Genomic DNA, 23,653 nt, shown 5'->3' on the forward strand with positions numbered 1-23,653 from the left:
GTAAGTTTTTGTACGCTCAAGATTTAAGTAACTGTATAACGAAAATACAAGGTGGAAACAGAGTTATCAGAGTGATTAAAATATAGAGAGGGAAACTGTGATCGCTGAATTTCTACTATTATTTCAATCTCTACCTTTTTCTCTACTTTTTTTGCTTGGACTGTTATAAAGTCCATCAGATTAATCTTTGTGGGTGTAGAAGTTAATTTTTACAGAACTAAACTATTCCCCTATTAAAAAAATATTGATTCAAATTTCATGAAATGAATAAGTATATATCGTTCTGAAAAGCCTTGATATTACGCCATTTTTAGTCCAACTGAAACCCATACTTTCAAAACCAGGTCTTACGATTTGTAAGTAAAAGAACAAATAAAAAAGAGGAGCTTGACACTAAAGTTCCTCTTCTTTTTAAATAAACGAATCAGTTTCTTATTTCATAAAAGGTAGTGAAAAAGGTAGTGATTCGATTGATTCATATCGCAATGTAGTGAAATTTCGAAATTCAAGAATTGCTTTAAATCAAGGTTTCTAAAGTCTACTGACGAGTAGTGAACCCTTATTTCACTTCGGTAAACACAACGTGTTTGCGAAGTTTTGGTGAGTATTTCTTCAATTGAAGACGGTCTGGAGTGTTACGTTTGTTTTTAGAAGTAAGGTACAAGCGTTCACCAGATTCTTTGTGTTCAAGTGTAATATTTACGCGCATGGTATCTCCCTTCTATTATTCAGCTGATGCAGCTTTAGCGATCTTACGTCCTTTGTAGTATCCTTTAAGTGATACGCGGTGAGAACGTGAGTAATCTCCAGTAGTTTCGTCAAAGTTTACAGATGGAGCTGTTACTTTGTAGTGAGTACGACGTTTATTTTTCTTCGCTTTTGATGTGCGACGTGCAGGTACTGCCATTTCGTTTTTCTCCTTTTAAGATATAAATTCAATTAGGTTTGATTTTCATCAACTTTAATAGTATATCAAAACTTTTTTGTAAAGTAAAGTTACTTGACAAAAAAAGTTGTATTTTTTTATCGTACACTGTTGAATTGTCTGAAAATTTAAAAATTTTCTTCTGTTATTCATATGAAAATTGTGCTATAATGGAACAAACTGAAATGGGAGGGAACAAATGACAGAATTAGACAAACGTCACCGCAGTAGCATTTATGACAGTATGGTAAAATCACCAAACCGTGCTATGATGCGTGCGACTGGTATGACAGATAAAGACTTTGAAACACCGATTGTAGGGGTCATTTCAACCTGGGCAGAAAACACACCGTGTAATATTCACTTACATGACTTTGGGAAATTGGCTAAAGAAGGTGTCAAATCTGCTGGTGCTTGGCCTGTACAATTTGGAACCATTACGGTAGCAGATGGGATTGCCATGGGAACGCCTGGTATGCGCTTCTCCCTAACGTCACGTGATATCATCGCGGATTCTATCGAAGCTGCCATGGGTGGTCACAACGTAGATGCCTTTGTAGCTATCGGTGGCTGTGATAAGAACATGCCTGGTTCTATGATTGCCATTGCCAATATGAATATCCCAGCTATTTTCGCCTACGGTGGTACTATCGCCCCTGGAAAACTGGATGGTAAAGACATCGACTTGGTTTCTGTATTTGAAGGTATCGGTAAGTGGAACCATGGTGACATGACGGCTGAAGACGTCAAACGTCTCGAATGTAATGCCTGCCCTGGGCCTGGTGGCTGTGGTGGTATGTATACTGCTAATACCATGGCGACCGCTATCGAAGTTCTAGGGATGAGTTTGCCAGGGTCTTCATCTCACCCAGCTGAATCAGCTGACAAGAAAGAAGATATCGAAGCAGCAGGACGTGCTGTTGTCAAGATGCTGGAGCTTGGTCTCAAACCATCCGATATCTTGACTCGTGAAGCCTTTGAAGATGCCATCACTGTAACCATGGCTCTCGGTGGTTCTACAAATGCTACTCTTCACTTGCTTGCCATTGCCCATGCGGCTAATGTTGACTTGTCACTTGAGGACTTCAATACAATCCAAGAACGTGTGCCTCACTTGGCCGACTTGAAACCATCTGGTCAGTATGTCTTCCAAGACCTCTACGAAGTCGGTGGTGTGCCTGCGGTTATGAAATACCTCTTGGCGAATGGTTTCCTTCATGGCGACCGCATCACATGTACTGGTAAGACAGTCGCTGAAAACTTGGCCGACTTTGCAGACCTCACACCAGGTCAAAAAGTCATCATGCCACTTGAAAATCCTAAACGTGCAGACGGTCCGCTTATCATCCTGAACGGTAATCTTGCTCCTGATGGTGCAGTTGCCAAGGTATCTGGTGTGAAAGTTCGTCGTCACGTTGGTCCAGCCAAGGTCTTTGACTCAGAAGAAGATGCTATCCAGGCTGTCTTGACAGATGAAATCGTTGATGGCGATGTAGTCGTTGTCCGTTTTGTTGGACCCAAGGGTGGCCCTGGTATGCCTGAGATGCTGTCCCTTTCATCCATGATCGTTGGTAAAGGTCAAGGAGACAAGGTTGCCCTCTTGACAGATGGCCGTTTCTCTGGTGGTACTTATGGTCTGGTTGTCGGACATATCGCTCCTGAAGCTCAGGATGGTGGACCGATTGCCTACCTCCGTACAGGTGATATCGTTACAGTTGACCAAGATACCAAAGAAATTTCCATGGCCGTATCCGAAGAAGAACTTGAAAAACGCAAGGCAGAAACAACCTTGCCACCACTCTATAGCCGTGGAGTCCTTGGTAAATACGCCCATATCGTATCATCTGCTTCACGCGGAGCCGTGACAGACTTCTGGAATATGGACAAGTCAGGTAAAAAATAAACTCAAAAAGCAAGCCATTTTCGGCTTGCTTCTTTTCATCTTCAAAAGTGATTTGCCTGCTTATACTCAATAAAAATCAAAGAGCAAACTAGAAAGCTAGGTGCAGGTTGCTCAAAGCACAGCTTTGAGGTTGGAGATAAAGCTGGCGTGGTTTGAAGAGATTTTTGAAGAGTATTAACGAGGCGGTAGTCCAAGAGCAATACGGCCGTAGCGACTGATTCGTGTGATCTTCCAGGCAGGCGACCAGGTAACTTCAACCTTGACATCTTCGATACCCTCGATTTGTTTCAGACCTGCGACGATTTCGATAGGCAGGCTTTCGGCGCAATCGCAGGCAGTATCAGTGAAAGTCATGACAATCTTGCAGAGACCTGTTTCGTCCAGATTGATTTCATAAATCAAGCCCAGATTGTAAACATCCAATTCCACATCTGTATCAAAAACTTTCTCTAGTTTTTCGATAATTTGGTCTTGTAAGGCCAAAGCGCGGTCATTGATTTTGATATCGTCTCTCATAACAGTCCCTCCACGTGATAAATATCCCCTATTTTCTCATAATTCTGACAATTTGGCAAGTTTTTGATGAATTTTCTGAAAAGACTCTCTTGAGATTTTCTACTCTCACTGTTTTAATCCCTCTATTTATGGTAAAATAAGACTATTAAGTTTAAAGAGGATTCCCTATGAAATTACAAAAACCAAAAGGAACGCAGGATATTTTACCTGCTGAATCTGCCAAGTGGCAGTACGTTGAGGGCTTTGCCCGTGAAATTTTCAAGCGCTATAACTATGCGGAAGTGCGTACGCCTATTTTTGAGCATTACGAGGTCATCAGTCGCTCTGTCGGAGATACAACGGATATCGTAACCAAGGAAATGTACGATTTTTATGACAAGGGTGACCGCCATATCACTCTTCGTCCAGAAGGAACTGCGCCCGTTGTCCGTTCCTATGTGGAAAATAAACTCTTTGCTCCTGAAGTGCAAAAGCCAAGTAAGTTCTATTACATGGGACCTATGTTTCGTTATGAGCGCCCGCAAGCAGGTCGTTTGCGCCAGTTCCACCAGATCGGTGTTGAGTGTTTTGGCTCTAGCAATCCAGCTACCGATGTGGAAACCATCGCTATGGCAGCTCATTTCTTGAAAGAAATCGGCATCCAAGGTGTCAAACTACACCTCAACACTCTTGGAAATCCTGAGAGCCGTGCGGCTTACCGTCAAGCCTTGATTGATTATTTGACACCGCTCAAGGAGACCTTGTCTAAGGATAGCCAACGTCGCTTGGAGGAAAATCCTCTTCGTGTCTTGGACTCTAAGGAGAAAGAAGACAAGGTAGCTGTGGAGAATGCGCCGTCTATCTTGGACTTCCTTGATGAAGAAAGTCAAGCTCATTTTGATGCTGTGCGTCAGATGTTGGAAAATCTGGGTGTAGACTATATCATCGATACCAATATGGTGCGTGGTCTGGACTACTACAACCACACGATTTTCGAGTTTATCACTGAAATCGAGGGCAATGACTTGACAGTCTGTGCAGGAGGTCGCTACGATGGCTTGGTTTCCTACTTTGGTGGCCCTGAGACTGCTGGATTTGGTTTTGGACTTGGTGTAGAGCGTCTGCTCCTCATCCTTGAAAAACAAGGTGTGGCCCTTCCTATCGAGAACGCTCTAGATGTCTATATCGCAGTCTTGGGTGAAGACGCAAATGTCAAGGCCTTGGAGTTGGTACAGGCTCTTCGCCAACAAGGATTCAAAGCAGAGCGTGATTACCTCAACCGTAAACTCAAAGCTCAGTTCAAGTCAGCCGATGTCTTTGCGGCTAAGACCCTCATCACCCTAGGAGAGAGTGAAGTCGAAAGCGGACAAGTGACAGTCAAGAACAACCAAACCCGAGAAGAAGTTCAAGTGTCACTTGATGCTATCAATCAAAATTTCTCAGAAATCTTTGAAAAATTAGGCTTTTAATGACAGATAAACTGGTCGGGATCTTACTCCCGACCAGTTTCTTTTACAAAATGACAAAAATCATAAACTTTTTGACAAGTATACTTGTCAAAAAGAAAAAGATGTGTTACAATGTAAGCAAGTTAAGAATAAAGGAGAAGGGAATGCTAAAAAATCGTTTAAAAGAGCTTCGGGCTCGCGATGGTCTCAATCAGACCGAACTGGCCAAGCTAGCAGGAGTTTCCAGACAGACCATTAGCCTACTAGAACGGGACGAATACACCCCGTCAGTTGTGATCGCCCTGAAGATTTCACAGATATTCAATGAACCAGTCGAGTCGGTATTTCGTATAGAGGAGGATGAGGAATGAAACACAAACATAAATGGATTGGAATCGGAGCAGGGGTTTTAGGTTTCTTTCTGGGAATGCTTAGTCTCGCTCTAAGAGGACTATTCAATCAGATTCAAATCGAACAAGTTTTATATACTTCTTTCGGTCTTATTGCAATTGTTGGAGTAATATCTCTCGCTTTAGCTGTGTACTACCTTCGAAAGGGTCGTGAAGCTTACGTGATTTACCAAACAGTAGAAGAGGAAGAAGCTAATGAAAAGGCATATGTGAGTGCTTATCGCTTCTTGGACTATGGAACAGTTGCTTCGAACATTTTGATGATTGCGATGCTTTGCTGTTTAGTAATTGTCACTTCTCCAGTAATTGAGAATGTCTATCTTTTCATCTTTTCACTTGTTTTAATGTTCTTTTCTTTTGCTGTTGCAAATTATTGTGTGCGAACAATTTTTCTCATTCGCCAGTATAAACTATCTATTTTCTCGACTCCAAAAGAAGTTTTGTCTTTTCTAAACAGTTATGATGAAGGAGAGAAGCAGGCAGAAATGGAGAATGCTTATTTGACCCTATTTAGGTTGAATCAAATCATACTCCCTGCGCTTTACATTCTACTATTTGTACTATCAACCATCCTGCAAGAAACCCAGCTGGTTGCCTTGCTTATCCTAATTGTAATCCATCTTTATATCAATATTGACCAGCTACGCAAAACAAAACGTTACTTTAAGTAAAAGGAGTTCCTATGATTCGTGTTGAAAATGTAAGCAAAAGTTTTGGAGGCAAGAAAGCTCTGCATCAGATTTCTTTTGAGATTCAAGAAGGTGAAATTTTTGGCTTCCTAGGACCTTCAGGTTCAGGTAAAACAACTATGATCAATGTTTTGACGGGTCAGTTAGCTGCAGATCAGGGTGAGACCGTTCTCCTAGGGAAGTCCTCTCGAAATTTGACTTCAAATGATTTGGAACAAATCGGGATTGTTAGTGATACCAGTGGTTTTTATGAAAAGATGAGCCTCTATAAAAATCTGCTCATTTATGCAAAATTATATGGTCTTAAAGCTTCTAGAGTAGATACAGTACTTGATCAAGTTGGGTTATCAGATGCCAAAAACCTTATCGCAGAAAAACTATCCACAGGTATGAAACAACGGATGTTCTTGGCTCGTGCTCTTCTAAATGCTCCCAAAATCCTCTTTCTGGATGAGCCAACAAGTGGTCTTGATCCTACCACCTCAAAATCGATTCATGCTCTTTTACAGGAACTGAAGCAGGCTGGTACAACGATCTTTTTAACAACCCACGATATGAATGAAGCAACCTTGCTTTGCGATCGACTCTCTCTTTTAAATAAGGGGAACTTGATTGAGTATGGTAGCCCACAAGAGATTATCCAGAAATACCATGTGGATAAAAAGGTCCGTTTACGCTACCAAGATGGACGCGAGCAAGTGATTCCTTTTGAAGAATTGCCCCATTTGAATACGACAAATCTAATAGCTGTTCATTCTTGTGAACCGACTTTAGAAGAAATCTTTATTAGATTGACAGGAGAAAAGTTAGATGTTTAGAAAATTAAATGCCCTTCTTTGGTTAAGGTTGCAAGTTCTTATTAGCAATTCAACCTTGTTAGCGACTTTATTAATGCCCTTTGGTATTGCTATCCTGTATAATGAATTCTTAAACAAGGGTGGAGAACTGACTATGTTTCTCCTCTCTACGAGTTTGACGATGGTCTTGAGTATGGGAAGTGGTTATATGGTATCGATTATGATGGCTGAGGATAAGGAAAAACGCAATCTTAAATCACTCATACTAAGTGGTGTGACAGCAACGGAGTATACTCTGAGCATGATGGCCCTTCCTCTTCTCGTGGTGCTTTTTTCGATGGTTGTTCTCCCTCTATATCTTAAAGTTGATTTGACAAACTACTTTCTTACCTATGGTCTCTATCTGCTTCTGGCAACTATCAGCATTATCTTTCTTAACATTCTTATCGGTGCAGTATCAGATACTCAGTCTAAGGCGCAAGTGTATAGTATTTTTCCTATGCTGACCTTCTCTTTCTTGCCCACTCTTGCTGTTCAAAATGCAACTGCGCAAAAACTGTTGGACTATTCTTTCATTGGTCCATTGGTAAGTCTGTTAAAAGCAGGTGGTGGAGAGTTATCTTTGAGAAGTCTTGGTCTTTTGCTAGCATGGGTCCTTTTGCTAGGATTAGCTAGTCTCTTCGTATTGAAAAATAGTTATAAAGGAAAGTAGGAGGCCTATATGAACTTACTTAAAAATCTTGGCTGGTTTCTTCTAGCTGTTCTATCCTTTTTCTTTGGCTATGGTCTGGTTCAGAGTATGGCGTTATCAGCTCTTGGACTAGGGGCTCCAATCTTTGGAGTCTTACCACTTTATATCGCCCTGTCAGGGGCCTATGTTTATGGAGTTTACAGATGGTATCAGACAGAAAAAGTTAGCATCCAGACGACAGCTTTTAATCGTTATATCTGGTTGCCTACTCTGGTTTTGCTAGTGGCGATTACAGCCCAGTTCTTTTTGCCAGAAGATCCGTCAGTCAATCAACAAATCGTATCTCAACTGACAGTCGCACAGCCTGTCTTTGGTTTCTTTATGGTGGTAGTCTTTGCTCCTCTGACGGAAGAACTCATCTTTAGAGGGATGTTAGCGCGCTATCTCTTTCCTAAGCAGAACAACGGCAAACAGACAGCTCTGTTTCTCCTCGTATCGAGTGTGCTTTTTGCCTTGATTCATTTTCCAGGGACTTTGCAACAGTTTTTAGTCTATGCTAGTCTGGGATTGAGTTTGGGTTTGGCTTATGTAAGCCGAAAAGGCCTTCTTTATAGCATTTCTTTACACGCTTTGAATAATTTAATCGGCTTTTTGATGATACTCATGTTATAATAGAGTCAGGAGGTCACATGAAACGAGTAATTTTATTAGCAGTGATACAGGCGGTCGTTCTCTTCTTTATCATCGGGGCACTTGCCTATGCCTTTAAAGGCGACTTCTTTTACAACTATCTAGCAGTTGTCTTTGCGCCTATTGCAGGTGTCTTGCGTTTTGCTTCGGCTTATGCGACGGAGATTGTTCTACCTAAAAAGGCAGCTGAGATTGCTGAAAAGCGTAAAAAAGGTTAAGAATCATAATCAGAGAATCCGATGACGTTTTCATCGGATTTTTTGTCTGTTTGTTTTGATTTCTAAAGACAATCAAACTTTTCTGCTGATTTTCATGAAGTGCTTACGCTTTTATGGTAAAATAGTAACAGAATAAAAGAGGAGAGAAACAATGAAACGTAGTATGTATGCTGGTCGTGTTCTTGAGGAACATATCGGACAAGAAATTACCTTGAAAGGATGGGTTAGCCGTCGTCGTGACTTGGGTGGTTTGATCTTTATCGACCTTCGTGACCGTGAAGGGATTATGCAGTTGGTTATCAACCCTGAAAAAGTATCTGCAGAGGTCATGGCAACAGCTGAAAGCCTTCGTAGCGAATTTGTCATTGAGGTGACTGGACAAGTCGTAGCGCGTGAGCAAGCCAATGATAAGTTGCCGACTGGTGCGGTTGAGTTGAACGTGACAGCTTTGACAGTGTTGAATACAGCCAAAACAACACCTTTTGAGATTAAAGATGGTATTGAGGCCAATGACGATACGCGTTTGCGTTACCGTTACCTTGACCTTCGTCGTCCAGAGATGTTAGAAAATCTCAAACTTCGTGCTAAAGTGACCCACTCTATCCGTAACTACTTGGATGAGTTGGAATTTATCGATGTGGAGACGCCATTCCTTTCGAAGTCAACGCCAGAAGGGGCGCGTGACTATTTGGTGCCGTCTCGTGTTAATAAAGGGCATTTCTACGCTCTTCCTCAAAGTCCACAGATTACCAAGCAACTTTTGATGAATGCTGGTTTCGACCGCTATTACCAAATCGTCAAATGCTTCCGTGATGAGGACTTGCGTGGTGACCGTCAGCCTGAGTTTACCCAGGTCGACTTGGAAACATCCTTCCTTACGGAGCAAGAAATCCAAGATATTACAGAAGGATTGATTGCGCGCGTGATGAAAGAAACCAAAGGCATTGACGTGACGCTTCCATTCCCTCGTATGAAGTATGATGACGCGATGTCTCTCTATGGTTCTGATAAGCCAGATACTCGTTTTGATATGTTGCTTCAGGACTTGACAGAAGTTGTCAAGGGTGTTGATTTCAAAGTCTTTTCAGAAGCACCTGCCGTTAAAGCCATTGTGGTCAAAGGAGCAGCAGATAACTACTCACGTAAAGACATTGACAAGATGACTGAAGTAGCCAAACAATATGGTGCCAAAGGTCTTGCTTGGGTCAAGGTGGTTGATGGAGAATTAAACGGACCAGTTGCCAAGTTCTTGACTGGCATTCAAGCAGAATTGACTGCAGTACTTGGTCTTGAAGATAAGGACTTGGTTCTCTTTGTGGCGGATACGCTTGAAGTAGCCAATGCAACCCTTGGTGCCCTTCGTGGCCGTATCGCCAAAGAGCTTGACTTGATTGATAACGATAAATTCAATTTCCTTTGGGTGGTTGATTGGCCAATGTTTGAATGGTCTGAAGAAGAAGGTCGCTACATGAGCGCCCACCATCCATTTACCCTTCCACAGGAAGAAACAGCTCACGAATTAGAAGGTGATTTGGCTAAGGTTCGTGCCATTGCTTACGATATCGTCTTGAATGGTTATGAGCTTGGTGGTGGTAGTCTTCGTATCAATCAAAAAGACCTTCAAGAACGCATGTTCAAGGCTCTTGGTTTCTCAGCTGAAGAAGCCAATGACCAGTTTGGCTTCCTTCTTGAAGCCATGGACTATGGTTTCCCACCACACGGTGGTTTGGCTATTGGACTTGACCGTTTTGTCATGTTGCTTGCAGGAGAAGAGAATATCCGTGAAGTCATTGCCTTTCCTAAGAACAATAAGGCAACAGACCCAATGACTCAAGCTCCATCAACAGTCGCTCTCAAACAACTAGAGGAACTCAGCTTACAAGTAGAAGAAGATGAAACAAGCAAAACGAATTAAGCGGTGGCGCTATTATCTGCGCCGCTTTGCTTATCAGATAAAAATCTTACGAGTTTTACAAAGTATCTCTCGGGAAAAATACGATGAGAAAGTATCGGCTTCTCTGGTTTATGGCTTTTTGTCAGCAGTAGCAGTCAATTTCTTTTTTCAACCAGGACACGTTTACTCCAGTGGTACGACAGGTCTGGCACAGATTATCTCTGCCTTGAGTCATCACTGGTTTGGCTTTTACATTCCAATATCGCTAACCTTTTATGCTATCAATTTTCCGTTGATGATTTTAGCTTGGTATCAGATTGGACATAAATTTACGGTCTTTACTTTTATTACAGTATCCATGAGTTCCCTCTTTATCCAGCTTGTACCAGTTGTGACTTTGACAGAGGATCCCATTATCAATGCCCTTTTTGGGGGTGTTGTCATGGGCTTAGGGATTGGTTTTGCACTCCGTAACAATATTTCTAGCGGAGGTACAGATATCGTCAGTCTGACCATTCGTAAGAAGACAGGTAAGAATGTCGGTAGCATTTCTTTCCTGGTAAATGGAACCATCATGCTGATAGCAGGTCTAACCTTTGGTTGGAAATACGCCCTCTACTCTATGATTACCATCTTTGTATCGAGCCGTGTGACAGATGCGGTCTTTACCAAGCAAAAACGCATGCAGGCCATGATTGTGACCAATAATCCTGACAAGGTAATCGCAAAAATCCATAAAAAATTGCACCGCGGAGCAACCATGATCCACGATGCAGAAGGAACCTATAATCATGAGAGAAAAGCAGTCTTGATTACGGTTATCACGCGAGCAGAGTTTAATGATTTTAAACACATCATGAAACAGGTCGATCCGACAGCCTTTGTCTCTGTATCTGAGAATGTCCACATCCTAGGACGATTCGTAGAAACAGACAATTAATAATACTCAAAAGACCAGCCTTGGGGCTGGTCTTTATTTTTCGATAATTTTGTGTCCAATCAACTGGCGGTAACAAATCTGTTTATTGTTTTTAGCATCGTTGATGATCTGAAGAATAGTTTCAAAGGAAACGCGCCCAAGTTCCAGGCTATTGATATCCACATAAGCTACAAGGTCAAGTCGAGGATTGACAGAGTCGAAACTCAAGACAGGAACCTTTAGCTGATGCTTACTGATGTAGTCACAAACCCCTTCTGCGAGGAGACTATCGGTTGTGATGATAGCGTCAATCTGTGGATCGTGATTGAACAGGAGTTCGCTGAATTGATAACCTTTTTCTTCTAGAAATTCGGTCGCAAAGTAGGTTAAGTTGGTATCAATCGGAAGCTGGTGTTGTTTGAGTGCGGACTCATAGCCAGTTAGACGATCTTGCGTTACGAAGAGTCGCTTTGTACCCCCGATGAAGGCAATTCGTTTGCATCCTTTTTTGATGAAATACTCTGTCGCATCAAAGCCAGCTTGTACATTGTCATTATCAACAAGAGGGATAAAGGGTGAAGTAGATTTTCCGAGAATGAGGAAAGGGAACTGCTCATCGGCTACTAGCTTGACCAGAGGATCTTCTTCTTCAGCGTAGAGGAAGATTAGACCATCGACACGTTTCCCATAGACCATTTGAGAAATGGCATTGAGACGCTCCTTCTCATCTTTACCAGTTGCGATCTGAATAGCATAGTGGTTCTCAGATGCGACTTGGGCAATCCCCCGTAGGACTGATGGGAAGAAAGGATTTTGGTAAAAGGCATCCGAGTCGTCAGGGAGCACCAGACCGATAACTTGAGTATAGCTACTTACCAAGCTACGAGCATTGAGATTGGGATGGTAGTTGAGCTCCTTCATCGTCTTGCGAACTCGTTTTTTGGTTTCATCACTAATCGTTGATTTGTTTTGAATGACGCGGGTAACAGTTGAAGGTGAGACACCTGCAGCCTTAGCCACATCTTTAATCGTCACGGGCATAAAAATCTCCTATTTATGATAATCTGGATCACGGAAATGTGTCTTGTAAAAAATAGTGACCAGATAAAGAACAAAAAGAATGTTCTGTACAGTGATAAGGGTTGTCATATTTTGGCCGAAAAGTCCCAAAACAAGTGTAATCAAAGTTGGTAATCCTAAACAGTTCAAGATAAAATGGTAGCACTCTTTAAAGCTCCTAAATGAAAAGAGGCGTGATTTTTTGGTGATATAAAGGAGAAAGCTAGCCCCAAGAGACACAATGAAGAAATTCAATCCAAAGAGGAAGCTTGCACCAAGGACGAGAAAGAGACTGATATAGACACGGTTCTGTTGGTACCAGTCTTTAGAAATAGCCTGGGTCAAACTTTCCTTACTCTGGAAACTCTCCGTTTGAATGGCGTGGTAGCGAATACGAGTCAGCTCTTTACTTTCCTTGCTGATAACGAGTTCTTCCGTATCAAAATGAAGTTGTAAGTCCTTTGGCAGTTCTTTACTTTGGCTTGGACCAATCAAAAGAGAAGGCTGCTGATTCTTAGTGCCTGAGTAGTTCAGTTTTCCATCAACGATTTGTGCATTCTCTGACAAGTCCATGATGGCTTCATCTGTCAGGGGCGTGTAGACATTATCGATAAACGTATCCAATGGATACGTTTCCTGTGAGCTGTTTTGAATAGCAATTGGAATCATAGACAAGCTGATGAGGAAAATGCTAGTAAAGAGGAGTTGAAACCAGTTGAGTCCGAAACGTTTTGACAGGGGCTTACGAAATCCCCAGATACTAGTAAAATACGAGAATGGATATGGAAGCATAGGCATCTTTCTAAAAGTGTTTTCTATATGAGTAATATTATATAGAGAAATGTACTTTATTTCAAGTCTAGGAAATCAATTATGTATTGAAAGAGGGTTTCAATAAGATTTGTAGAAGGGTGTCCAATCTTGTAGCTTTAGCAACAAGCTCCAAAATGAAAAAAGGGTGGCGGGGATAGATTATCCCTTGTCGCCACCACTTGTAAGTCCTGAAACAAAGTTCTTTTGTAAGAAGAAGAAGAGAATACAGATTGGAAGCGCGATGAGGATAGCACCTGCTGAGAAGTAGGCAATCTTCAAGTTTTTCACATTGCTGACAAAGGGCTGTAGACCAACGGCAACTGTAAAGTATTCTTTCTCACGAAGCAAGAAACTAGAGAGGATGTAGTCTCCGAAAGGTCCCATGAAGGCCCAGAGCGCTTGTACTGCAACCATTGGGCGAACGAGTGGGAGAACAATTTGCCAGAAGCGACGGAAGTGTCCTGCACCATCTAGTTTTGCTGATTCATCAAGAGACATTGGTACGGTGTCAAAGTAACCTTTCATCAACCAAGCGTTCATTGGGATACCACCACCGACATATAGGAAGATGAGGAACCAGCTATGGTTAAGGGCATTCAACATAAGGGCCATAACGAAGAAGGCTGTCAAAGCGGCCATTGTTGGTACCATTTGGATGATCAAGAAGAAGACCAAACTTTGTTTACGAGCCAAGAAGTTGTAACGGCTGTAGGCATAACCAGCAAGTACGATGATACTTGTTTGAACAACCATGGTAATCAAGGCGATAATCAAGGTATTGAGATACCAAGTACCGTATAAGGTTTCAGTAAAGAGTCCTTTAAAGTTATCAAAATTGAAGTCGATGTTAGTATCTAGTTTAAAGGCTGCGACGTTACCTGCTTTAAAGGCTGACATAATAGTAATCAAAAGTGGATAGATAATCACGATTGAAAGACCAATCAAGTAGAGGTAAGTGAGGGTTTGAGTCAGTCTACGTTTGAGTTTGATTGAGTTATTCATCTTAGACATCCTCCATATCAAATGCGTGTAGTTTCTTGAATGCGATCATAGAGATAGAGATGACAATGATAGAGATGATCAAGGTAACAGCTGCCGCCATAGAGTATTGAGGAGATGTACCTGTTGTCAAACGATAAATCCATGAGATCAAGATATCAGTTGAACCGGCTCCACCACCAACGCTACCAGGACCTCCGCCGTTGAAGAGGTATATGATAGAGAAGTTGTTAAAGTTGAAGGTGTATTGGCTGATCAATGTTGGTGCTGCAACAGCCAAAATCATAGGGAAAGTGATGTTGCGGAATTTTTGCCAAGCATTGGCACCATCGATGTAAGCCGCTTCGTAGAGGTCGTTAGGAATCGACTGCAAGATACCCAAAGTCAAAACGTAGATGTATGGGAATCCTAGCCAACCTTGCATCATAATCAAGGCAATCTTCGTCCAAGTTGGGTCTGTTTTCCAAGGGATAAGAGCACCGTCAAGGAAAGGAAGAACCTTAGCCAAGATAGGCAATACTTGAGTGTTGATCGCTCCGACACTATCGTTAAACATGTTTGAGAATGTCAAGATAGTGATGAAGGCTGGAACAGCCCAAGGAAGAAGGAAAATAACACCAAAGATACGTTTTCCTTTGATAAATGGTTGGTTGGCAACGATTGCTGTAAATATACCAATGACAATCTGCAAGGTAGAAGCAGCCAAGGCCCAGATGATGGTCCAAGAAAGAACCGCACCGAAGGCTGAACGGAAGGTACTTAAGCTCCAGATGTTTGTAAAGTTAGTCAAACCAACCCAGTCCAACAATTTGTTTGGTGGCAAGTGTTGGAAGTCATAGTTGGTAAAGGCAATCATCAAGGTTACGATAACTGGGAAGATAATCGCAAATGTCATAGCGACGTAAGATGGGATGATCAAGAGGTAAGGGAAACCATTCTCATAAATACCTTTGATCATATCTTTAAAAGTACGTGGGACAGGAATTCCATTGTTAATACGTTTTGCGATTGTATGTGCATCTTTAATATTTGAGAAATAAAAGAGCACATAAACGACTACAAAGATTAAATGGAAGGCACCACGAATCAGCATAAAGAGGGAATTATCACGACCTGGCTTGTCACCAAGAGTGATCAAATTGTGCAATTCAGGGGCTGCAAGTGCTAGGAAATAAAGAACAAACACGATAGTGACACCAAGGAAGATAAAACCTTTGGCCTTTTGTTTATTGTAAATCTGTCCTAACCCAGGAATCACTGAAAGCAAGGCTGCTTTGCTAGGTTGTTGGTTTTCCATGAATACTCCTTTCATAGGATACGAGATTGAAGTTTGTCTCCAATCACTAGATAGGCAACTGCAATCATTCGTAAATTTATAAAATCAAAGGGGGATTTGTATTCTCCCCCCTTGTAACGAATTCAATTATTCACCAAATTTTTGTTTGATTGTTTCTTTGATCAATGTAACAGCATCGTTAGCAGCTGTCTTAGCATCTTTTTTACCACTTACAGCGTCAAAGAGCATTGTTTTAGCTGGATCCCAAACAGCTGACATTTGAGAAATGTTTGGCATTGGTTGAGCGTTCTTGAACTGTTCAATCACGGCTGTTGTCAACTCATCTTTTTTGCCTTCAGCGTATGAACGAGCTTCAGTGTTAGCTGGGATTTCGTTAGTTGCATCGTAGAATGCTTTTTGTTGTTCAGTTGAAACAAGGAAGTCTACAAATTTTTGTGCAGCTTCAAGGTTCTTAGTGCTTGATGGGATGATCCAAGCTTTACCACCACCGAATGGTGTGTAGTCTTTACCATTTGGAAGAGTTGGAATAGTAGCAACACCGTAGTTTACTTTAGCATCTTTGAATGCTTGAGCTTTCCAAGGACCGTCGATGATAGCAGCTGTTTTACCTTCTTGGAATTGAGTTTGGATCAAGTTTGCAGCACCTTCAGTATCTTGCATCCCTTTAGGCCATTTTTCGTACCAAGATTTAGCGTAGTTGATACCTGTGATAGAACCGTCGTTTGCAAGACCGATGTCTTTAGGATCTTTACCGTTTTGTCCGAATACGTAACCACCGTTACCAGCAAGGAGTCCGTATGCGTAGTAGAAGTTTGTCCAGTCGGCTAGGAATGCAGTAGTTTTGCCATCTTCACCAGCGAAAGCGTATTTGCTGTCTTTAGCAAGGTTTTCCAAATCAGCAAATGTTTTAGGAGCTTCTTTAAGCAAATCTTTGTTATAGTACATAACAAGTGACTCGATAACGGCAGGAGCACCGTAAACTTTACCGTCAGCAGCTGTTACAAGAGATTTAGTCTTATCATCTGTTTTAGCGCCGTCGCTCAATTTAACTTCTGAAAGTTGTCCGTCAGTACCAAGGCTACCTACGCGGTCGTATGGTGCCATCATAACGTCAGCAGCTTGACCTGATTGGTTGTCAAGAGAAAGTTTGTCAAGTCCACCAAGTTGGTCACCTGATTTGATGTTAACTTTTGTACCTGATTCTTTTTCATAAGCTGCAGCAACTTTTTCAGCGTAGGCTTTGTATTGGTCTTCAACGTAGAAAGTAAGTTCTTTTGCTTCAGATGAGCTAGTATCAGCTGCTTTATCAGCAGTTTTGCTTCCGCAAGCTACCAAAAGTAAGCTAGCTAGAGTAGCAGTTCCGAGCACAGCAGCGCTCTTCATGAATTTAGATGACATAGTGTATTCCTCCTAAAGAATAACAGTTATAATTTATTCGGGAAACGCAAACGTTTTCCTCTATGAGCTTAGTATAGCACAAATAGAAAACGGTTGCAAGGTTTTTTTGAAAAAATTTTAAAAAATTTTTAAGGTTTGGAAGTGGATATGATTACCTTTAATAGGAAGAAAATATCCTAAACGCTGATTTTCTTATTTTGTGAAAACCAAGGGAAACGATTGCGTTAATTTAGCCCAATTTTCAGAAAATATAGCAGACGTTCGGAATGAATTATCTTAAATCAGAAAATCTTTAAAAATTTTTTCGCTTATTTCGTAAAATATCAGTGGGAATAAGTTTTAGTCAGATAAAAATAATTCAAAAAAATTTTTAAAAACGCTTGCATTTGTCTTTGAAATGCGCTATACTTAATTCAACGCAAACGTTTGCGCCTTGATTGCGCAACGTTTTATAACAAACACATGAGGTGCTATTATGAAAAAACGTCAAAGTGGTGTGTTGATGCACATCTCTTCTCTACCAGGAGCATACGGGATTGGATCATTTGGTCAGACTGCCTATGATTTCGTTGATTTCTTGGTTCGTACGAAGCAACGTTACTGGGAAATCCTCCCTCTTGGGACAACAAGCTATGGAGATTCTCCATACCAATCATTCTCGGCCTTTGCTGGAAATACGCATTTTATCGACCTTGATATCTTAGTAGAGCAAGGCTTGCTCGAAGCTAGTGACCTTGAAGGTGTTGACTTTGGTAGCGATGCATCTGAAGTTGATTATGCGAAGGTTTATTATGCACGTCGTCCGCTTTTAGAAAAAGCAGTTAAACGCTTCTTGGAAGTGGGAGATGTCAAAGATTTTGAGAAGTTTGCTAAAGACAACCAATCATGGCTTGAACTCTTCGCTGAGTATATGGCGATCAAAGAGCATTTTGACAATCTCGCTTGGACAGAATGGCCAGATGCAGATGCTCGTGCTCGTAAAGCTTCAGCACTTGAAAGCTACCGTGAGAAATTGGCAGATAAGTTGGTTTACCACCGTGTGACTCAATACTTCTTCTTCCAACAATGGTTGAAATTGAAAGCTTACGCTAACGATAACCACATCGAAATCGTCGGGGACATGCCTATCTATGTAGCGGAAGATTCAAGCGACATGTGGGCAAATCCACATCTCTTCAAGACAGATGCCAATGGTAAAGCAACTTGCATCGCAGGATGCCCACCAGATGAGTTTTCTGCCACTGGCCAGCTTTGGGGGAACCCAATCTATGACTGGGAAGCAATGGACAAAGACGGTTACAAATGGTGGATTGAACGCTTGCGCGAAAGCTTCAAGATCTACGATATCGTTCGTATCGACCACTTCCGCGGTTTCGAATCTTACTGGGAAATTCCTGCTGGTTCCGATACAGCAGCACCTGGTAAATGGGTGAAAGGCCCAGGCTATAAGCTTTTTGCAGCTGTTAAGGAAGAGCTTGGTGAGCTAAACATCATCGCAGAAGACCTTGGTTTCATGACAGATGAAGTTATCGAGTTGCGTGAACGCACTGGCTTCCCAGGAATGAAGATTCTTCAATTCGCCTTCAACCCAGAAGACGAAAGTATCGATAGCCCACACTTGGCGCCAGCTAATTCTGTTATGTACACAGGAACACACGATAACAATACAGTCCTTGGTTGGTACCGTAATGAGATCGACGATCCAACTCGTGAATACATGGCTCGTTACACGAACCGTAAAGAGTACGAAACAGTGCCACACGCAATGCTTCGCACAGTCTTTTCATCTGTTAGCTTCATGGCTATTGCAACCATGCAAGACTTGCTAGAACTAGATGAGTCAGCTCGTATGAACTTCCCGTCTACTCTTGGTGGAAACTGGTCATGGCGTATGACAGCAGACCAACTCACACCAGCTGTTGAAGAAACTTTGCTTGACTTGACTACAATTTATCGCCGAATCAATGAAAATTTGGTAGAATTAAAGAAATAAGACATTATCAGGAGACACATAAACATGTTACCATTAAACGAATTTGTACAAAAGCGTTACAATAAAACCATTGCAGAATGTAGCAATGAAGAGCTTTACCTTGCTCTTCTCAACTACAGCAAACTTGCTAGTAGCCAAAAGCCAGTCAACACTGGTAAGAAAAAAGTTTACTACATCTCAGCTGAGTTCTTGATCGGTAAACTCTTGTCAAACAACTTGATTAACCTTGGCCTTTACGACGATGTGAAAAAAGAACTTGCAGCTGCAGGTAAAGACTTGATCGAAGTCGAAGAAGTTGAGTTGGAACCATCACTTGGTAACGGTGGTTTGGGACGTTTGGCAGCCTGCTTTATCGACTCAATCGCTACACTTGGTTTGAATGGTGACGGTGTTGGTTTGAACTACCACTTCGGTCTTTTTCAACAAGTTCTTAAAAACAACCAACAAGAAACTATTCCTAATGCTTGGTTGACTGACCAAAACTGGTTGGTTCGTTCAAGCCGTAGCTACCAAGTACCATTTGCACACTTCACATTGACATCTACTCTTTACGATATCGATGTACCTGGTTACAAGACAGCTACTAAAAACCGCTTGCGTTTGTTTGACTTGGATTCAGTTGATTCTTCTATCATCGAAGATGGTATCAACTTTGACAAGACAGATATCGCTCGCAACTTGACTCTCTTCCTTTACCCAGACGATAGCGACAAGCAGGGTGAATTGCTCCGTATCTTCCAACAATACTTCATGGTTTCAAACGGTGCACAATTAATCATCGACGAAGCAATCGAAAAAGGAAGCAACTTGCATGACCTTGCGGACTACGCAGTTGTACAAATCAACGATACTCACCCATCAATGGTGATCCCTGAATTGATCCGTCTTTTGACTGCACGTGGTATCGAACTTGATGAAGCAATCTCTATCGTTCGTAGCATGACTGCCTACACTAACCACACCATCCTTGCTGAAGCCCTTGAAAAATGGCCTCTTGAATTCTTGGAAGAAGTGGTTCCTCACTTGGTACCAATCATCAAAGAATTGGATCGCCGTGTGAAAGCAGAATACAAAGACCCAGCTGTTCAAATCATTGATGAAAACGACCGTGTACACATGGCTCACATGGATATCCACTACGGATACAGTGTTAACGGGGTAGCAGCCCTCCACACTGAAATCTTGAAGAACTCTGAGTTGAAAGCATTCTACGACATCTACCCAGAAAAATTCAACAACAAAACAAACGGTATCACATTCCGCCGTTGGCTCATGCATGCCAACCCAAGACTGTCTCACTACTTGGATGAGATTATTGGAGAGGGATGGCACCATGAAGCAGATGAGCTTGAAAAACTCTTGTCATACGAAGACAAAGCTGCTGTCAAAGAAAAATTGGAAAGCATCAAAGCTCACAACAAACGTAAACTGGCTCGTCATTTGAAAGAACACCAAGGTGTGGAAATCAATACAAACTCTATCTTTGATATCCAAATCAAACGTCTTCACGAATACAAGCGCCAACAAATGAACGCTTTGTATGTGATTCACAAATATCTTGACATCAAGGCTGGTAACATCCCTGCTCGTCCAATCACAGTCTTCTTTGGTGGTAAAGCAGCTCCTGCCTACACAATTGCCCAAGACATCATTCACTTGATCCTTTGCTTGTCAGAAGTGATTGCAAATGATCCAGAAGTAGCTCCACACTTGCAAGTGGTTATGGTTGAAAACTACAACGTTACTGCAGCAAGCTTCCTTATCCCAGCATGTGATATTTCAGAACAAATCTCACTTGCTTCTAAAGAAGCTTCAGGTACTGGTAACATGAAATTCATGTTGAACGGAGCTTTGACTCTTGGTACTATGGACGGAGCTAATGTGGAAATCGCTGAGTTGGTTGGCGACGAAAACATCTACATCTTTGGTGAAGATTCAGAAACTGTTATCGACCTTTACGCAAAAGCAGCTTACAAATCAAGCGAATTCTATGCTCGTAAAGCTATCAAACCTTTGGTTGACTTCATCGTCAGCGATGCTGTTCTTGCAGTAGGTAAGAAAGAACGCTTGGAACGTCTTTACAACGAATTGATCAACAAAGACTGGTTCATGACTCTCCTTGACTTGGAAGACTACATCAAAGTCAAAGAGCAAATGCTTGCTGACTACGAAGACCGTGACGCATGGTTGGATAAAGTCATCGTTAACATTTCTAAAGCAGGATTCTTCTCATCTGACCGTACAATCGCTCAGTACAACGAAGATATCTGGCACTTGAACTAAGATACAAATTTATACTAATACATTTTGTAAAAAAGCGAGTTTCGATTGAAATTCGCTTTTTTTGAATGATGTGGATTTGGGTCAATCTTGTCTAAAAAGAGATAAATCCTAGATACGTTGAAGTTTTAGAAATTCTACTTTTCACTGTATTTCAGTATCATGCTTCTTCGTAGTTGATGACCTCGTATTCCTTGTATTCGCTTACATAGAGTATTATAATATGATTGCGGGAAAGAGGGTGTTCTTATGTGGAAAAAATATTTTTCAAAATATAAATGGACTGATTTATTTTGGATTCTTTTTGTAATTTGGTCATGCCTTTATATGGGTAATAGTAGTTCCTTTCCACTGACTCATCAAGAAATCTCTTATCATGGGTGCTATTTGGGGATTACACTTGCCTCATTTCACTTATTATTCATTGATAAATTTGTTATTTCGAATTGAAAATAAATGGAGAGGTTAAAATTTTTTCCACTTTTCGGATAGACAGTTGAAAAATCGCGATTTATACCCACACCTCAAGAGGAGGTGTGGGTTTTGTCTTATTGAAAGATTTATTTACACTGCTTTCCCAACTAAAATCTCTGCTTCGATGGTAATCTCAGTCAACTGACTCCAGTCAATCTTGGTTTGGTCAACGTGAAAGAGGAGAGGCGTCATGGCAAGCAGGGCTTGGCGTTGCTCAGCCGAGATAGGTTTTGTTAAGGAAGCAATCTGACTAGATTGGATGCTGAAATGTTCCTGGAAATGTTCTTTGATATCTTGGTTGGAATAGCCCTTCTTTGTCAGCTGGTCCTGCACCATTTGACGGATTTCTTTGAGGTGATTTTCCGTCGGGATGACCTTTATCAAGATCCCATCTTTGAATAGAACGCGACGGAATTCCCCATAGTTGGCAGGCGAAAAGATATCAAGCAGGATATCCATGCTGGCGTCTTTCATAGGGAGACGAGCCAGGTCACCAACAAACCAGTTGACTGACCAGTTGGGTTCGCTCTTGGCAGCGATTTGGACGGAATTTTTGGAGATGTCAAAGGCGTAGAAGATTTTGTCAGAGTGACTTTCTTGGAGTTTGCGAGAGTAGAAACCTTCACCACATCCGATATCTAAAATTGTTTTGGCATTTTTTGAGTTTGAAAGTAAATCAGAAACGGCCTCTAGAATAGCTTGATAAAAGCCAGCTTCTAGGATTTGTTGGCGGTTTTGAAAGTTTTCCTTGTCGTAGTTGGCAGATTGCTTGATTTGCGGAGCCAAGTTGACATAGCCAAATTTTGCCAAGTCAAAAGAATGGCGTTTACTACACTTGAGACTAGTTTCGATCAAGGTCAGATTTTCTTGACAGATGGGGCAGGAAAAGGCGCTAGCAGTAGCAAAACGTTGAAGTTTTGGTTTGAGATTTGTATTCATAGTTTTAGTCTAGCAAAAAAAGGACTGGATGGCAAATGCCCCCCAGTCTGCTTTTTTAGTATGTAAGAACGAAGTATTTTTTCTTACCGCGGCGGATAACAGTTAGTTCATTTTCTAACTTATCTGCATCACTCAAGACATAGTCAAGGTCTTGGATACGGTCGCCGTTGACGTAGATGGCTCCATTTTGAACATCTTCACGGGCTTGGCGTTTTGAATTCACCACACCAGATGACACGAGGAGTTCCACGATATTGTGGTTTTCGTCTGCTTGTACTTGGTAGTTTGGCACGCCACGAAGTCCTTGTTTGAGTTCTTTAACAGAAAGATTTTTGATGTTTCCAGCAAAGAGTTGCTCTGTGATATTGAGGGCCTCCTTGTAGGCTTCTTCGCCGTGAACAAGTGTAACGACTTCACGAGCCAAGACTTTCTGAGCCAAGCGTTCGTGTGGAGCCGCTTCAAACTGTTTACGGATGTCTTCAATCTCATCCAGTGACAAGAAGGTAAAGATCTTCAAGAAGCGAACAGCGTCAGCGTCCATGACGTTCATCCAGAATTGGTACATTTCGTATGGAGAAGTCTTTTCAGGGTTGAGCCAAACAGCGTTTCCTTCAGATTTACCAAATTTCTTACCAGTTGCGTCTGTGATGAGTGGAACAGTAATCACGTGACCAGTCTTATCAGCCTTACGACGAAGCAATTCGGTACCTGCGGTCATATTTCCCCACTGGTCAGAACCACCGATTTGTAGCGTTACGTTGTGCTCTTGGTTAAGGACGTAGAAGTCATACCCTTGCATGATTTGGTAGGCAAACTCAGTGTAAGAAATCCCTGTTTCAATCCGTTTCTTCACAGACTCCTTGCTCATCATGTAGTTGACAGTGAAGTATTTTCCGACATCACGGAGGAAGTCAATGAAGCTGATGCTGCCAAACCAGTCGTAGTTGTTGACCATGACAGCCTTGTTTTCGCCATTTTCAAAGTCAAGAAAACGAGAAAGTTGTCCTTGGATAGACTTGACCCAGCCCTCTACTGTATCTTTTGTTTGGAGACTACGTTCAGCATCTTTGAAGGACGGATCTCCGATGAGACCTGTGGCACCGCCAACGAGCGCATAAGGTTTGTGACCTGCTAGTTGCAAACGACGACTTGTCAAGATTGCGACAAGGTGACCTAGGTGAAGGCTGTCAGCAGTTGGATCGTAGCCAGTATAATAAGAAACTTGACCTTCTTCTAGGGCTTTACGCAAAGCTTCTTCATCAGTCGTTTGAAAAATCAAACCACGCTCTTTTAGCTCATCAAAAATGTGCATGTGTCTTTTC

General features: G+C 41.8%; 23 protein-coding genes. 13 read left to right on the forward strand and 10 right to left on the reverse strand.

Annotated features, from left to right (window positions below):
• Positions 1–559 precede the first annotated feature (559 nt).
• Together rpmG and rpmF are read right to left on the reverse strand one after the other, a co-directional pair.
• Positions 560–709 carry a 50S ribosomal protein L33 gene (gene rpmG, locus DB729_RS08430; RefSeq protein ID WP_001265622.1) on the reverse strand — a complete coding sequence of 50 codons (150 nt, stop codon included), beginning with the start codon at positions 707–709 and terminating at the stop codon, positions 560–562.
• A gap of 15 nt (positions 710–724) precedes the next feature.
• Entirely contained in the window at positions 725–907 is a 183-nt protein-coding gene (gene rpmF / locus DB729_RS08435; protein WP_000290417.1) for a 50S ribosomal protein L32, read from the reverse strand.
• A gap of 217 nt (positions 908–1,124) precedes the next feature.
• Here rpmF and ilvD point away from each other — a divergent pair, with 217 nt between their 5' ends.
• Complete coding sequence (ilvD, locus tag DB729_RS08440) at positions 1,125–2,828, forward strand: dihydroxy-acid dehydratase (protein ID WP_109290251.1); 1,704 nt, start codon at positions 1,125–1,127, stop codon at positions 2,826–2,828.
• 174 nt (positions 2,829–3,002) lie between these two features.
• Here ilvD and DB729_RS08445 read toward each other — a convergent pair whose 3' ends face one another.
• Positions 3,003–3,344 (reverse strand): metal-sulfur cluster assembly factor, encoded by a 342-nt coding sequence (locus tag DB729_RS08445; RefSeq protein WP_001204052.1) that lies wholly within the window; start codon positions 3,342–3,344, stop codon positions 3,003–3,005.
• Between the two features lie 167 nt (positions 3,345–3,511).
• Here DB729_RS08445 and hisS point away from each other — a divergent pair, with 167 nt between their 5' ends.
• The 9 genes from hisS to DB729_RS08490 all read left to right on the forward strand — a co-directional run bounded on the left by hisS (position 3,512) and on the right by DB729_RS08490 (position 11,100).
• On the forward strand, positions 3,512–4,792 hold the full coding sequence (hisS, locus tag DB729_RS08450; RefSeq protein WP_109290252.1) for a histidine--tRNA ligase: 1,281 nt from the start codon (positions 3,512–3,514) through the stop codon (positions 4,790–4,792).
• A gap of 143 nt (positions 4,793–4,935) precedes the next feature.
• A complete protein-coding gene (locus DB729_RS08455) occupies positions 4,936–5,142 on the forward strand; it encodes a helix-turn-helix transcriptional regulator (protein WP_000916948.1) in 207 nt (68 codons plus the stop codon).
• The gene (locus DB729_RS08460; RefSeq protein WP_084868539.1) at positions 5,139–5,852 is read left to right on the forward strand and encodes a DUF3169 family protein; all 714 of its coding nucleotides are present in this window, start codon (positions 5,139–5,141) and stop codon (positions 5,850–5,852) included. Before DB729_RS08455 ends, DB729_RS08460 begins: the two co-directional genes overlap by 4 nt.
• 11 nt (positions 5,853–5,863) lie before the next feature.
• The gene (locus DB729_RS08465; protein ID WP_109290253.1) at positions 5,864–6,688 is read left to right on the forward strand and encodes an ABC transporter ATP-binding protein; all 825 of its coding nucleotides are present in this window, start codon (positions 5,864–5,866) and stop codon (positions 6,686–6,688) included.
• Complete coding sequence (locus tag DB729_RS08470) at positions 6,681–7,379, forward strand: ABC transporter permease (RefSeq protein ID WP_109290254.1); 699 nt, start codon at positions 6,681–6,683, stop codon at positions 7,377–7,379. The genes DB729_RS08465 and DB729_RS08470 overlap by 8 nt, the downstream gene beginning before the upstream one ends.
• 9 nt (positions 7,380–7,388) lie before the next feature.
• On the forward strand, positions 7,389–8,030 hold the full coding sequence (locus DB729_RS08475) for a CPBP family intramembrane glutamic endopeptidase (RefSeq protein ID WP_109290255.1): 642 nt from the start codon (positions 7,389–7,391) through the stop codon (positions 8,028–8,030).
• Between the two features lie 17 nt (positions 8,031–8,047).
• The gene (locus tag DB729_RS08480; RefSeq protein ID WP_000832176.1) at positions 8,048–8,266 is read left to right on the forward strand and encodes a hypothetical protein; all 219 of its coding nucleotides are present in this window, start codon (positions 8,048–8,050) and stop codon (positions 8,264–8,266) included.
• Positions 8,267–8,417: 151 nt separating this feature from the next.
• On the forward strand, positions 8,418–10,181 hold the full coding sequence (aspS, locus tag DB729_RS08485; RefSeq protein WP_109290256.1) for an aspartate--tRNA ligase: 1,764 nt from the start codon (positions 8,418–8,420) through the stop codon (positions 10,179–10,181).
• Entirely contained in the window at positions 10,159–11,100 is a 942-nt protein-coding gene (locus tag DB729_RS08490; RefSeq protein WP_109290257.1) for a YitT family protein, read from the forward strand. The genes aspS and DB729_RS08490 overlap by 23 nt, the downstream gene beginning before the upstream one ends.
• A gap of 33 nt (positions 11,101–11,133) precedes the next feature.
• Here DB729_RS08490 and DB729_RS08495 read toward each other — a convergent pair whose 3' ends face one another.
• The 5 genes from DB729_RS08495 to DB729_RS08515 all read right to left on the reverse strand — a co-directional run bounded on the left by DB729_RS08495 (position 11,134) and on the right by DB729_RS08515 (position 16,645).
• Entirely contained in the window at positions 11,134–12,120 is a 987-nt protein-coding gene (locus DB729_RS08495) for a LacI family DNA-binding transcriptional regulator (RefSeq protein WP_109290258.1), read from the reverse strand.
• 9 nt (positions 12,121–12,129) lie between these two features.
• Positions 12,130–12,930, reverse strand: a complete 801-nt coding sequence (locus tag DB729_RS08500; protein ID WP_109290259.1) for a DUF1189 domain-containing protein — start codon at positions 12,928–12,930, stop codon at positions 12,130–12,132.
• 180 nt (positions 12,931–13,110) lie between these two features.
• The gene (locus DB729_RS08505; protein WP_109290260.1) at positions 13,111–13,953 is read right to left on the reverse strand and encodes a sugar ABC transporter permease; all 843 of its coding nucleotides are present in this window, start codon (positions 13,951–13,953) and stop codon (positions 13,111–13,113) included.
• A 1-nt stretch (position 13,954) separates the two neighbouring features.
• Positions 13,955–15,247, reverse strand: a complete 1,293-nt coding sequence (locus DB729_RS08510; protein WP_162279193.1) for a carbohydrate ABC transporter permease — start codon at positions 15,245–15,247, stop codon at positions 13,955–13,957.
• Between the two features lie 126 nt (positions 15,248–15,373).
• Complete coding sequence (locus DB729_RS08515; protein WP_109290261.1) at positions 15,374–16,645, reverse strand: extracellular solute-binding protein; 1,272 nt, start codon at positions 16,643–16,645, stop codon at positions 15,374–15,376.
• 475 nt (positions 16,646–17,120) lie between these two features.
• Between DB729_RS08515 and malQ the strand changes: the two genes are divergently transcribed.
• The 3 genes from malQ (at position 17,121) to DB729_RS09500 (ending at position 21,368) form a co-directional block, all read left to right on the forward strand.
• Positions 17,121–18,638: a 4-alpha-glucanotransferase gene (malQ, locus tag DB729_RS08520; RefSeq protein ID WP_109290262.1), complete on the forward strand. Its 1,518-nt coding sequence runs from the start codon at positions 17,121–17,123 to the stop codon at positions 18,636–18,638.
• A 24-nt stretch (positions 18,639–18,662) separates the two neighbouring features.
• Positions 18,663–20,921, forward strand: a complete 2,259-nt coding sequence (gene glgP / locus DB729_RS08525) for a glycogen/starch/alpha-glucan family phosphorylase (RefSeq protein ID WP_109290263.1) — start codon at positions 18,663–18,665, stop codon at positions 20,919–20,921.
• Between the two features lie 246 nt (positions 20,922–21,167).
• Positions 21,168–21,368 (forward strand): hypothetical protein, encoded by a 201-nt coding sequence (locus DB729_RS09500; protein WP_045618041.1) that lies wholly within the window; start codon positions 21,168–21,170, stop codon positions 21,366–21,368.
• A gap of 114 nt (positions 21,369–21,482) precedes the next feature.
• On the opposite strand, the gene DB729_RS08535 is transcribed toward DB729_RS09500, so the two are convergent.
• Positions 21,483–22,331, reverse strand: a complete 849-nt coding sequence (locus tag DB729_RS08535; protein ID WP_109290264.1) for a putative RNA methyltransferase — start codon at positions 22,329–22,331, stop codon at positions 21,483–21,485.
• Between the two features lie 55 nt (positions 22,332–22,386).
• Positions 22,387–23,643, reverse strand: a complete 1,257-nt coding sequence (tyrS, locus tag DB729_RS08540; RefSeq protein ID WP_000546907.1) for a tyrosine--tRNA ligase — start codon at positions 23,641–23,643, stop codon at positions 22,387–22,389.
• Positions 23,644–23,653 lie beyond the last annotated feature (10 nt).

It is taken from the genome of Streptococcus halitosis, assembly GCF_003143695.2.
Classification (GTDB): domain Bacteria; phylum Bacillota; class Bacilli; order Lactobacillales; family Streptococcaceae; genus Streptococcus; species Streptococcus halitosis.

What these genes read in the sequence shown, in the direction of transcription:
- rpmG (WP_001265622.1), bottom strand. Translation starts at nt 709, where the DNA reads ATGCGCGTAAATATTACACTTGAACACAAAGAATCTGGTGAACGCTTG.
- rpmF (WP_000290417.1), bottom strand. Translation starts at nt 907, where the DNA reads ATGGCAGTACCTGCACGTCGCACATCAAAAGCGAAGAAAAATAAACGT.
- ilvD (WP_109290251.1), top strand. Translation starts at nt 1,125, where the DNA reads ATGACAGAATTAGACAAACGTCACCGCAGTAGCATTTATGACAGTATG.
- DB729_RS08445 (WP_001204052.1), bottom strand. Translation starts at nt 3,344, where the DNA reads ATGAGAGACGATATCAAAATCAATGACCGCGCTTTGGCCTTACAAGAC.
- hisS (WP_109290252.1), top strand. Translation starts at nt 3,512, where the DNA reads ATGAAATTACAAAAACCAAAAGGAACGCAGGATATTTTACCTGCTGAA.
- DB729_RS08455 (WP_000916948.1), top strand. Translation starts at nt 4,936, where the DNA reads ATGCTAAAAAATCGTTTAAAAGAGCTTCGGGCTCGCGATGGTCTCAAT.
- DB729_RS08460 (WP_084868539.1), top strand. Translation starts at nt 5,139, where the DNA reads ATGAAACACAAACATAAATGGATTGGAATCGGAGCAGGGGTTTTAGGT.
- DB729_RS08465 (WP_109290253.1), top strand. Translation starts at nt 5,864, where the DNA reads ATGATTCGTGTTGAAAATGTAAGCAAAAGTTTTGGAGGCAAGAAAGCT.
- DB729_RS08470 (WP_109290254.1), top strand. Translation starts at nt 6,681, where the DNA reads ATGTTTAGAAAATTAAATGCCCTTCTTTGGTTAAGGTTGCAAGTTCTT.
- DB729_RS08475 (WP_109290255.1), top strand. Translation starts at nt 7,389, where the DNA reads ATGAACTTACTTAAAAATCTTGGCTGGTTTCTTCTAGCTGTTCTATCC.
- DB729_RS08480 (WP_000832176.1), top strand. Translation starts at nt 8,048, where the DNA reads ATGAAACGAGTAATTTTATTAGCAGTGATACAGGCGGTCGTTCTCTTC.
- aspS (WP_109290256.1), top strand. Translation starts at nt 8,418, where the DNA reads ATGAAACGTAGTATGTATGCTGGTCGTGTTCTTGAGGAACATATCGGA.
- DB729_RS08490 (WP_109290257.1), top strand. Translation starts at nt 10,159, where the DNA reads ATGAAACAAGCAAAACGAATTAAGCGGTGGCGCTATTATCTGCGCCGC.
- DB729_RS08495 (WP_109290258.1), bottom strand. Translation starts at nt 12,120, where the DNA reads ATGCCCGTGACGATTAAAGATGTGGCTAAGGCTGCAGGTGTCTCACCT.
- DB729_RS08500 (WP_109290259.1), bottom strand. Translation starts at nt 12,930, where the DNA reads ATGCTTCCATATCCATTCTCGTATTTTACTAGTATCTGGGGATTTCGT.
- DB729_RS08505 (WP_109290260.1), bottom strand. Translation starts at nt 13,953, where the DNA reads ATGAATAACTCAATCAAACTCAAACGTAGACTGACTCAAACCCTCACT.
- DB729_RS08510 (WP_162279193.1), bottom strand. Translation starts at nt 15,247, where the DNA reads ATGGAAAACCAACAACCTAGCAAAGCAGCCTTGCTTTCAGTGATTCCT.
- DB729_RS08515 (WP_109290261.1), bottom strand. Translation starts at nt 16,645, where the DNA reads ATGTCATCTAAATTCATGAAGAGCGCTGCTGTGCTCGGAACTGCTACT.
- malQ (WP_109290262.1), top strand. Translation starts at nt 17,121, where the DNA reads ATGAAAAAACGTCAAAGTGGTGTGTTGATGCACATCTCTTCTCTACCA.
- glgP (WP_109290263.1), top strand. Translation starts at nt 18,663, where the DNA reads ATGTTACCATTAAACGAATTTGTACAAAAGCGTTACAATAAAACCATT.
- DB729_RS09500 (WP_045618041.1), top strand. Translation starts at nt 21,168, where the DNA reads ATGTGGAAAAAATATTTTTCAAAATATAAATGGACTGATTTATTTTGG.
- DB729_RS08535 (WP_109290264.1), bottom strand. Translation starts at nt 22,331, where the DNA reads ATGAATACAAATCTCAAACCAAAACTTCAACGTTTTGCTACTGCTAGC.
- tyrS (WP_000546907.1), bottom strand. Translation starts at nt 23,643, where the DNA reads ATGCACATTTTTGATGAGCTAAAAGAGCGTGGTTTGATTTTTCAAACG.